Here is a 10,469-nt window from a genome sequence, read left to right on the forward strand (position 1 = left end):
GGACCGCCCTAGGGTGGCGCGATCGTGCTCACTTACTCACCAGTAGGAGCAGCGTGGACAACACCGACACCCCCTCCCGCCACGTCCTGTTCCTCAACTGGCGAGACACCACCAATCCCGAGGGCGGCGGCTCGGAGGTCTACATCGAGCGGATCGCCGCCGAACTGGTCACCTTCGGTCACCGGGTGACTCTGCTCTGTGCCGCCCACGGCAACGCCGGGCCGGCCGGGACCACCGAATCCGGCGTACGCGTGCTGCGCCGCGGCTCGCGGATGACCGTGTACCTCCGGGCGGCGCTGGTCTGCCTCGCCGGCCGGTTCGGCCTGGGCCCGCTGAGCCGGCGCGGTCTCGGCCGACCGGACCTGATCGTCGACGTCTGCAACGGTGTGCCGTTCTTCGCCCCGCTCTACGCTGGGCGGCCGGTCATCGCGCTGGTCCACCACGTCCACCGGGAGCAGTGGCCGGTGGTCTTCGGGCCGTGGATGTGCCGGCTCGGCTGGTGGATCGAATCCTGGCTCGCGGTACGGCTCTACCGGCGGTGCCGCTACGTCACGGTCTCCGAGGCGACCCGCGCTGAGCTGGCGGCCCTCGGCGTCGACGCCGAACGGATCGACGTGGTACCCAACGGAACCCCTCCGGTTACCGGCCCGTCCCTGCCCCGCACCCGCAACCCGTCGCTGCTGGTGCTCGGCCGCCTCGTTCCGCACAAACGGGTCGAGATCGCCCTGCGTGCCGTCGCCGAGCTGGCTGCGGAGCTACCCGAGTTGGAGCTGGTGGTAGCCGGGCAGGGGTGGTGGGAGGAGCCGCTGCGCGAGCGATGCGCCGCCCTCGGGATCAGCGACCGGGTACGGTTCACCGGCTTCGTCAGCGAGGAAGAGAAGCACGCCCTGCTCTGCTCGGCCTGGCTCGCGCTCACCCCGTCACTCAAGGAGGGCTGGGGTCTGACCATCGTGGAGGCCGCCGCACGCAGCACTCCCACCGTGGCCTTCAGGTACGCGGGCGGGGTCGCCGAGGCGATGGTCGACACGGAGACCGGCCTGCTCGTCGACGACGAACAGGAGTTCACGGCGGCCGTTCGGGAACTGCTCGCCGACGATGTCCGGCGCAAGGCGATGGGCGAGGCGGCCCTGTCCCATGCCGCCCGCTACACCTGGACAGCGACCGGTGCCCGGTTCGCGCAGCTGGTCGCGGCGGCAACTCTTCGCACCGGCTGACCGGCCGGTCCTGGACACGACGAAAGGCGCCCGCCTGCTGCGGGCGCCTTTCCGCCGTTCGAGGTCAGCGCGTGCCGTACAGCGGGGCCTCGGTCTGCTCACTCACCTTGGAGTTGGCAGCCTCCTTGGCGGACGGGCTGAGCACGTTCGCCAGACCGACGCTGCCGAGCATGCCGAGCACGACCCCGAGTACCCCGACGGCGACGAACGCGGGCAGGTTCCTCATCCACCTTCTCCTTCCGCGGGACTCGCGTGCCGGGACGCTACCACGCGGTAGCACCATTGCGCAGTGCCCGAAAAAACGAGGACCAGCACCACCGTTCCGGCCAACAGGTGCGCCAGGCCCACCGGACCGGGGTGGCTCGGCCGCGCTGCCGGACGCCACGCCGGATTCTCGTACAACGCCAGCTCGGCGCCGGCGTACACCGGCCGCAGTCCGGCCAGTGTCGCCGGGTCCGGTGTCGGGCCGGCGGCGCGCTGCACCAGCACCCAGCGTGGACCGGCCGCCGCCACCGGCTCGCCGGCCGCGAGCAGTTCGCGCAGCCGAGCGGCGCGGGGATCCTCCCCGGCGACGGCGGTGCCATCCACGCGCAGCGTGTCGTCGATCAGGACCGGCACGCCGAGGTACCGGGGCGCCGGATCGATCACCACCCGGCCACCGTTCCAGGCGTAGCTCTGATACTCCTGGAACGGCAGCGACACCACCTCGCCGGGCCGCTCGTCGACGAGCCGCGCCACCGTGTCCCAGTCCGCCGGCCATGCCACCGGCCGCAGGCGTCCCGCGCCGCCGACGGCGAGGTCGGGCATCACCGCCAACGGCAGCAACGCCGCGCCGGCCAGCAGCACCCGCCCGGTGGCCAGGTCGAACCGGGCCGCGAGGCGGCCGGCCAGCCGCTCCGCGCCGAGCGCCCCGGTGACCGCCAGCAGCAACACGTACGGCACCAACAGTTTCTGCCCGTCGCGGAGCAACCCGGCACCGGGCACGGCGGTGACCAACCAGCCCAGCAGACCGGCCCCGCCGGGCAGCGCGCCGAGCGCGGCACCCAGCCACGCGGCGCCCGCCAACAACCCGAGCCGACCGATGACCGGCCGCGACCAGCGACGCCACAGCACCGGCACGCCGTACCCGGCGACCGCCAGCACCAGCAGCGTCGCCAGTGGCACCAACCATCCGCTGCGGGAGGCCGGGGTGGCCTGTCCGTTCCAGATGCCACCGGTGCCGGCCAACGCCACCAGCGGCCCCGCCCAGTTCTCCGCTCGGGCGGCGAAGATCGCCACACCGGCCGGGTCGGACCGGCCGGCACCCGAGCTGACGAACCCGGCCACCAGCCACGGCGCGTTCAACAGCAGCGTCGTACCCACGCCGGTCAGCGCCGTTCGGGCCGCCCCCGGGTACTTCCCGACCAGCAGCACGCTGACCACGAGCAGGGCGAGCAGACCGCCGGTCGGGGTGATCGCGGACGCCGCCACCGCCAGCAACAGCCGACGCAGCGCACCCCGCTCGGCGTCACGCACCTCGATCGCGGCCCGCACCAGCCAGGGCAACGCGGCGTACGCGACAAGCAGCCCCCACTGCCCGATCAGCAAACGCTCTGCCAGATACGGCGTCCACGCGTACCCGAGGGCGGCCACCACCCGCACCCCGACCCGCTCCGTCGGCACCAGCCGCGCGGCGCCCAGCGCGGCCAGGTAGAGAATCGCCACCAGCACCAGTCGTTGCAGCAGCCACCCCGGGAGCAACTGCGAGGCCAGCGCCACCACCGCGTCCTGCGGAACGGCCCGGGGCAGGGCCGTGGCCGGGGCGATCACCTCCCAGCTCAACGCCGGCCGGGGCACGAAGACCATGTCGTAGCGCAGCACATACCCGGGCAGGGCCAGCGGCGCGAGCACCACCGCCGTCACGGCGGCGGCCACCGCGTGCGGCACCAGCCGTTCCCGCATCCGTCGACCTCACCACTGCCGGTGCGCGGCGACCGACCGCGCTGGTGGCGGCCACTGTACGCGGCCCGCGGCGCCCCTCCCCCGTCACCACCGAACCATCCGTTGACCTGATGGGATGGGCGACGGCAGGTGTGGCAGTCTTCCCGCCATGGCAGCGAACCCTTCTCCACCTTCCCGCACGGTCGACCGGACCGGTGGGCCGGACGTGCTGCGTCCGGGCCGGGTTGGTGAGGGTACGTCGATGGCTGCGGACGCTGCCTCCGCGTCCGCTCGCACCGGTCGGCTGGGTACGGACCGGATCCGGACGGCGGCGCTCGCCATCGTCGCGCTCAGCGTGCTGTGGCGTGCCCAGGTAGCCTCCGGCGGCTTCCTGGCGGCCGACGACTACGTGATGATCACGCAGGCGGCCGAGTCGAACCTGACCGTCGAGCACCTGCTCGCCCTCTACAACAACCACCTCATGCCCGGCGGTCGGCTGCTCACCTGGCTGATCACCGAACACGTCGGCATGGCCTACTGGCCGTACGTGCTGCTGATGGCGATCGGCCAGGCGATCCTCGGCATCACCTTCTTCCGGCTGCTGCGTCGACTGCTGCAACCGTCCTGGCTGCTGCTCCTGCCACTCGGCGCGCTGATGTTCAGCCCGCTGACCCTGGAAGCCACGTCCTGGTGGGCGGTCGGGGTCAACATGCTGCCGATGCAGATCGCCATGGTGCTCGCGGTGGGCGCGCAGGTCAGTTATGTGCAGACCCGACGCAAACGGCACCTGGTCACACTGGCCCTCTCCGTACTGCTCGGCCTCATCTTCTTCGAGAAGGCGATTCTGGTCGTGGCGCTCGTCTTCCTGCTCACCGCTGCCCTCTACGCCGAAGGCGGCTTCTTCCGCACCATCTGGACCACCATCCGCCGCTGGTGGCCGTCCTGGTTGCTGCTGACCGTCCTGTCGCTCGGCTTCCTCGCCGCCTACCTGAGCAACTCGGAGTCTTCCCTGCGCCGGCCGGCATCGACCGGTGAGGTGTTCTCCTTCCTCACCCAGATGCTCGGGTCCACCGTGGTACCGGGACTGGTGGGCGGACCATGGCAGTGGCTGGGCGCAGGCGACGGCGCCCCGGTCGCGGCGCCACCGGAACTCGGCACCTGGGTGGCCTGGACGATCTTCGTGGCCCTGGTCGTGGCGACCGTCCGCCGTCGCCGTCGCGCCGGACGCGCCTGGCTCCTACTCGGGTCGTACCTGGTGCTGGTGGCCGCGATGCTTGCCGCAACCCGACTCGGTTCGACCTTCAGTGGGGTCGCCGGCGGCGTCCCCCGTTACGTAAGTGACGTCGTCGTGGTGGCCGCCATCTGTCTCGGCGTCGCCGTGGTGGGGCTGGCCCGGCCGTCCCGCTTTGCCAGCGCGACCGAGCCACCCACCGGCGACACGCCTCGAACGACGCCCATGGCCCTCCCGGAGCCGAGAGACGGCCGGGCCCCGGACAGCGGCGTCCCGCAGACCGTGGCCGCGCCGAGCGCCACAGCACCCCCGGCAGGCCCGACCGCACCGCCCGAAGGTCCGACCGCACCACCGGAAGACCCGACCGCGCCGGTGCTGGCCGAGGCGGTCCGGACCGGTCGGCCTGCGCGGGTGGTGGCCCGGCTCGGCGTCATCCACGCCGAAGCCCCCGTCGACCCCGAGCCGGATCCTGCATCGACGACCGCGCCGGACGTGGCCCCGCCGACGGCATCCGTCGCCGACTCGGTGCCGGACGCCGAGGCCGGTGCCGTCCGCGCCCCTGACCCGGTCGTCGAGCCGCACCCCAGCAGCTCCCCGGATGCCGGTGACGCCTCGACCGCCGACCCACCGCCACGCGACGCCGACGATCGACCGACCGGGCCGGACCGGCGACCGCCGGCCGCCGCCCCGTCCGACCCGCTCGGGCCTCCTCCTCCCGGGCTGCTCGGCCCACTGCCCGAGCGCTACCGGGAGGCGGTGAACGTGATGCTCGCCCTGCTGCTCGTCGCCGTCTGCCTGGGCACGGTGTGGACCACGTCCCGGTACAGCGACGAGTGGGCAGTCAAGTCGAGCCGGTCGTACATCGACACCGTTCGGATCGAGATGGCCAGCGCGCCGCCCGACACGGTGTTCTTCGACGCTCCGGTCCCGGACAACGTCGTACCGAGCCTGTCCTGGCCGTACAACCTGCAGTCACGATTCTTCCGTGCCTTCGGCACCCGTCCCACGTACGTGGACGAGGCCGACCACGTCTCGGTCTTGGACGCCCTCGGCCGGATCCAGGTGGCCACGATCGTCGGTAGCACGATCCAGCCGGGGCCGCAGGAAGGCTGCGGCTACCTGGTCGCCAGCGGGCAGACGGTACGGATGCCACTCAACGAGCCCCGGGACGACTGGCACTGGGTGGCCCGTATCGGCTACCTCAGCTCGGCGGACGGCACAGCCACCCTGCGGTTCGGCACCGGAACCGCCGAGTTCCCCGTCAAGAAGGGCCTCAACCAGCGCTTCTTCCGCATCGTCGGTGGCGGGGACGCGGTCGAACTGACGGTGGCCGGTAGCGACGTGTCGCTCTGCACCAACGAGATCGCGATCGGCAACCCGGCGCCCAAGCCCGAGTAGGCCCAAGCCGGTCGGCGGCGGGGCGAGCCGCGGCCCGCCGCCCGCCGGTCACCCGGGCCCGAACAGCTCGGTCACCCGGGCCCCAACAGTTCGGTCACTCGGGCCGGAACAGCACCGAGTTGACGTACCGGGGGCGGGGCCACACGACCCGGCGCGCGAAGCCCTGACCCACCCGGGCGATCGCCGCGCGCTGATGCCCACCGAGGTCGAAGTCGGCCAACGGCACCCACGTCCGATCCGGCAGCACGTACCCGCGATAGCCCCAGCCGGTCAGCAGGTCCAGCAGCGGCTCCACCGGCTGGATCCGCTCCTCGACCTCGATCAGCAGCACCGGCCGGTCCCGCCGGACGGTCCGCTCCGCACCACGCAGGGCGGGTAGTTCGTGACCCTCGATGTCGAGCTTGATGAAACGCACGTCGATCAGGTCCAGCGAGTCCAGCGTGATCCTTCGGACGGAGACCGCAGGGCCCTGGGCCGCGTCCTCCAGCGAGGAGGTGCCGACGATCGCCCCACCCTCCGGCAGGTAGAGGGTGGCCGTGCCCTCGTGGTCGGAGACGGCTGCCTCGACCACCTCGACCTGCGGGAAGGCCACTCGGAGCTGCCCGGCCAGCGCCGTGGTCGGCTCCACCGCAACCACCCGGTCGGCCCGGCGGAGCAGTCGGGCCGTCCACGGCCCGTACCAGGCGCCCACGTCGACGGCGGTGCCCCCGGCCGGAACGAAATCGGTGAGCCGGGCAAGTTCCGGCTCCACCCGTGGGTACGCGCGGCGGATCGCTCCCGCCAGCAGTCGGGCAGGTAGGAGCGCCGCCAGTCCGGAGGTCGCGGCGGGGGCCAGCTTCGTCGACGCCATGGGGCAGCACACTAGACGTTTCCGGGCCTGCTGGGCAGGGGCCACCGGTGCGGGGCTGTCGGAACCGTCGAGCTGCCGATACCGTCTTCCGGTCGGGCCGCCGTCCCGACCGGGTCGCGGCCCGAAGACGCCGGGTCGTCCGCGCGGACGATCGACACGACGCGGAGTGGCATGGCCCAGACCACGAGCAGGGACGTCGCACGGGTGCGACTCGGCGCGGCGGGTGCCGCGGTCACCGTAGCGACCGTGGTGACAAATGCGCTGGCGTACGTCGTTCCGATGCTCGGTGCGCGCCGGCTCACTCCCGCCGACCTGGGCGCGCTGGCGACGGTGCTCGCGCTGGCCGCGATCGCGGCGGTACCCGGCTTCGGTCTGCAGATCGCGGTCGCCGCCCACCGGGCGCGGAGGGGTGCTGGTGACACCGGCCCTCTCGGGTTGCGAACCGCAGCCCTCACGGCTGGGGTGACAGTGGCCGCGGCACCGATCTTGACCATCGCCCTGCGGCTGCCGCTGGCACTCACGTTGCTGCTCGCGACCACCACGTTCGCCACCGTGCTCAGCGGCCGGTGGCTCGGAGAACTCCAGGGGCAGCAGCGTTTCCTGCGGCTCGCCGCGGCGATGGTCGCGGTGGCCGTCGGCCGCTACGGGGGACTGGTCGCCGGGCTGCTGCTCGGTCGGGGACCGGAGATGTGCCTGTTCCTGACCACCCTGACCGGCCTGTTCGCGCTGCCGCTGGTGGCCCGTCTCGCCAGTTCACCCGAGTACCCACGACCAGTCGACCCGGCCACGTCCGGCCCCGGTGACGTCGACGCGACCGGGACATCCCCGGATCCGAGCCCTGCTGTGCGGCGGCTGGGGGCACGGCAGGTGATGACGGCGGGCGGAGCGACGCTGGCGATGCTCACCATCTCGTACGCGGACCTGATCCTGGCCCGCCAACTCCTACCGGCGGCCGCTTCCGGCGCGTACGCCGTCGGCGCGGTCCTCACCAAGGGTGCCCTCTGGGCGCCACAGGTCGTCACGCTGCTGGTGCTGCCCCGGTTGGCCCAGGGTGATCGCCGGGCCCGGCTGGTGGCACTGGCGCTGATCCTGACGTGCGGGGCGGTCCTGGTGGTCAGTTCGGCGGTCGCCGGTGAGTTGGCCTTCCGGCTCGTCGGCGGCGCCGACTACCTGCACCTGGCCGGGACGGCGCCGATGTTCGCGGCCGTCGGAGCGCTCTACGCCGTGGTGTTCATGCTGGTGAACGATCGGGTGGCGACCGCCGCCCGCTGGCCCGCCGCGCCGCTGTGGCTGGCGACGGCAGGGTTGACGGCGGCAGCCGCGCTGATCGCGCCACGCACCGTGACGGGAGTGCTGACCTGCTCGCTGGCCGTCGCCACCCTGGCTGCCGTGGTGATGGCCTGGCTGGTCTTCGGGCGCGGTCGGCGCTGACACGCGGGAGATCCGACCGTCACCATGAGTGATAATTCGGCATGCTCGCCACGCCGAACGGGCACGACTGGGGATCCGTGCCCACTCGGGCTCCCCGACGGTGGTCTGGTTGGCTACCGTGGTTCTCTTCCGGAGAAGGAACCCCGGCTCCGCATGCGGTATGTCGCTAAGAGGTAGTTGTGACGCTGTACGGCGAAGAACGTCCCCCGCCGGCCGACGACCGGCCCACGGTGCAGGTGACTGCGGTCAACTGGCCGATCGAGGAGCCGGCGCGCCCGGCACCCGTCCCGCCGGGCGGTGACCGCCCCCGGTCCAGCCGGTTCCGGCTGCTACTCGCCGCCGGCGTGGCCACCGCCGTGCTCGGCTCGGTGGGCGCGGTGGCCGTCTGGGCGTACGCGGGCGACGTGCCACGCGGCACCAGCGTGCTCGGCACCGAGCTCGGTGGGCGCAGCCGGACGGAGGCCGCGCGGGAGTTGCGGGCGCAACTGGACCGCCGGGCCGCCGAACTTCAGGCCCCCATCCAGGTACGCGTCGGCGAGCGGACAGCCGAGATCAACCCCGCCGAGGTGGGGCTAACCGTCGACGTGGACGCCACCGTGGCCGCCGCCGCCGCGACGAACGCCCACGCGGTGGACCGCCTGGTCGGGTCGCGGGAGGTCGAGCCGGTTGTCTCGGTCGACGTGCCGAAGCTGGAGACCGCCCTGACGAAGCTCGTGGGCGACCAGGGCCGGAAGATGACCATGCCAGCGATCACCTTCTCCGGCACCAAGCCGAAAGTGCGCTACCCGAAACCCGCCCTCACCATCGACCCGGAGCACTCCGCCGAGGCCGTCAAGCAGGGCTGGTTGAGCGGGCAACCGGTGACTGTTCCACTGGTCGAGAACCACCCGGCCACCACCGCCGAGGAGGTGGACCGGCTGGTCGCCGAGTTGGCCGAGCCGGCGGTGGCGGCACCGGTCAAGCTGACCACCGAGCGTGGTTCGGTCACCATCCCGCCGGAAGCCATCGCGAAGGGCCTCCGTTTCAAGGCCGACAAGACCGGCAAGCTCACGCCCAGCGTGGACGTCAAGAAGCTGAAGGCCGCGCTCGGAAGCAAGCTCGACAGCGTCGAGGTGGCCCCGAAGGACGCCACGATGACCATTTCCGGCGGCAAGCCGAAGGTGGTCGACGGGCGGGCCGGCAAGCAGGTCGACACCGGCGATCTCGGCCCCGACCTGCTCGCCGTACTCCCTCGCGGCGAGGGTCGTACGGTCTCCGCCGACCTCAAGCCGGTCGAGCCGAAGCTCACCGCGGCGAAACTGCGCAGCCTGGGGATCAAGGAGAAGGTGTCCTCCTTCACCACCAACTTCACCGGCGGGCTCTCCTCGCCACGCAGCCAGAACATCGTGACGATCGCCAACGACGTGAAGGGCACTGTGGTTCTACCGGGCGAGACGTTCTCGCTGAACGGTCACACCGGCGAGCGCGGCTACGCACAGGGCTACCGTGACGCGCCGGTGATCCTCGACGGCAAGCTGGTGCCGGGGGTCGGCGGTGGCACCTCACAGTTCACCACGACTCTCTTCAACGCCACGTACTACGCCGGCCTGGAGGACGTCGAGCACAAGCCACACTCGTACTACTTCAGCCGCTACCCGGCGGTCATCGAGTCGACCATCTTCTGGCCCAACCTCGACTTCAAGTTCCGCAACAACACCGACTACGGCGTCCTGATCGACACCTCCTACACCGGCAGTTCGGTGACCGTGTCGATCTGGAGCACGAAGATCTGGGACAGCGTGAAGACCGACTACGGTCCCCGGCGCAACATCACCTCGCCGAAGACCGTCTACCTGGAGCCCGGGCCGACCTGCATTCCCGCCAGCGGCAGCCAGGGCTTCACGCAGGACGCGTTCCGGGTCATCAAAAAGGACGGCAAGGTCGTCAAGCGGGAGAAGTTCAGCTGGACCTACAGCGCCGAGCCGCGCTTCATCTGCGCCAAGGAACCCACCTGACGTCCACCGGGCACCAGCTCCGTCACGGCCCCGCCGGCCTCGCGCCGGCGGGGCCGTTTCCTCAGGTACCCCCGCAGCCCGCCGTCCTGTTGCCCGGCTCGCCCAGTCCAGGGTTCATGCGGCGCCCGCTGCCGCCACGTTCAGGCCCTGTGGCAGAACATCAAGGGCCCGCGCCAAGCCCAGGTCCCGGCCGTTCCCCGACCGTTCCCCGACCCTCACGGGTCCCCGCCCGTGGCGTTCCCCGGGATGCCGCATCCCAGGTGATCCCCCGCCCAGGAGACCGCGGCATACCGAAAGTCGGGGCTGTCACCGCCGCAGAAAGCCCTGCATGCCGCGATTCGGGGGCGTCATCGAGTGGACGATGCGGGACGTCGATCCCAGGGGCCGGGGCGGTTTCGGTGCCCAGAAACGATTTCAGGGCCACCCCTTTT

At 71.8% G+C, this 10,469-nt stretch carries 7 protein-coding genes; 4 read left to right on the forward strand and 3 right to left on the reverse strand.

The window, feature by feature from the left end; genetic code table 11:
* Positions 1–53 precede the first annotated feature (53 nt).
* Entirely contained in the window at positions 54–1,214 is a 1,161-nt protein-coding gene (locus tag Vse01_RS16845) for a glycosyltransferase family 4 protein (RefSeq protein ID WP_093410094.1), read from the forward strand.
* Between the two features lie 64 nt (positions 1,215–1,278).
* Here the strand turns inward: Vse01_RS16845 and Vse01_RS16850 are convergent, their stop codons facing one another.
* Together Vse01_RS16850 and Vse01_RS16855 are read right to left on the reverse strand one after the other, a co-directional pair.
* Entirely contained in the window at positions 1,279–1,440 is a 162-nt protein-coding gene (locus Vse01_RS16850) for a hypothetical protein (protein WP_013736401.1), read from the reverse strand.
* Positions 1,437–3,155, reverse strand: a complete 1,719-nt coding sequence (locus Vse01_RS16855; protein WP_139233240.1) for an MmpA family trehalose lipid delivery protein — start codon at positions 3,153–3,155, stop codon at positions 1,437–1,439. The genes Vse01_RS16850 and Vse01_RS16855 overlap by 4 nt, the downstream gene beginning before the upstream one ends.
* Before the next feature lie 148 nt (positions 3,156–3,303).
* On the opposite strand from Vse01_RS16855, the gene Vse01_RS16860 reads away from it, so the two are divergent.
* Entirely contained in the window at positions 3,304–5,763 is a 2,460-nt protein-coding gene (locus tag Vse01_RS16860) for a hypothetical protein (RefSeq protein WP_198413257.1), read from the forward strand.
* Between the two features lie 94 nt (positions 5,764–5,857).
* Here Vse01_RS16860 and Vse01_RS16865 read toward each other — a convergent pair whose 3' ends face one another.
* Complete coding sequence (locus Vse01_RS16865; protein WP_198413258.1) at positions 5,858–6,613, reverse strand: FkbM family methyltransferase; 756 nt, start codon at positions 6,611–6,613, stop codon at positions 5,858–5,860.
* A gap of 171 nt (positions 6,614–6,784) precedes the next feature.
* On the opposite strand from Vse01_RS16865, the gene Vse01_RS16870 reads away from it, so the two are divergent.
* Together Vse01_RS16870 and Vse01_RS16875 are read left to right on the forward strand one after the other, a co-directional pair.
* On the forward strand, positions 6,785–8,044 hold the full coding sequence (locus Vse01_RS16870; RefSeq protein ID WP_093410097.1) for a polysaccharide biosynthesis protein: 1,260 nt from the start codon (positions 6,785–6,787) through the stop codon (positions 8,042–8,044).
* A gap of 179 nt (positions 8,045–8,223) precedes the next feature.
* Positions 8,224–10,038: a VanW family protein gene (locus Vse01_RS16875; protein WP_093410099.1), complete on the forward strand. Its 1,815-nt coding sequence runs from the start codon at positions 8,224–8,226 to the stop codon at positions 10,036–10,038.
* Positions 10,039–10,469: the final 431 nt, after the last annotated feature.

The organism is Micromonospora sediminimaris (genome assembly GCF_016863575.1).
GTDB classification, from domain to species: domain Bacteria; phylum Actinomycetota; class Actinomycetes; order Mycobacteriales; family Micromonosporaceae; genus Micromonospora; species Micromonospora sediminimaris.

Coding starts and splice junctions, on each gene's coding strand:
- Vse01_RS16855 (WP_139233240.1), bottom strand. CDS start 3,155: ATGCGGGAACGGCTGGTGCCGCACGCGGTGGCCGCCGCCGTGACGGCG.
- Vse01_RS16860 (WP_198413257.1), top strand. CDS start 3,304: ATGGCAGCGAACCCTTCTCCACCTTCCCGCACGGTCGACCGGACCGGT.
- Vse01_RS16865 (WP_198413258.1), bottom strand. CDS start 6,613: ATGGCGTCGACGAAGCTGGCCCCCGCCGCGACCTCCGGACTGGCGGCG.
- Vse01_RS16850 (WP_013736401.1), bottom strand. CDS start 1,440: ATGAGGAACCTGCCCGCGTTCGTCGCCGTCGGGGTACTCGGGGTCGTG.
- Vse01_RS16870 (WP_093410097.1), top strand. CDS start 6,785: ATGGCCCAGACCACGAGCAGGGACGTCGCACGGGTGCGACTCGGCGCG.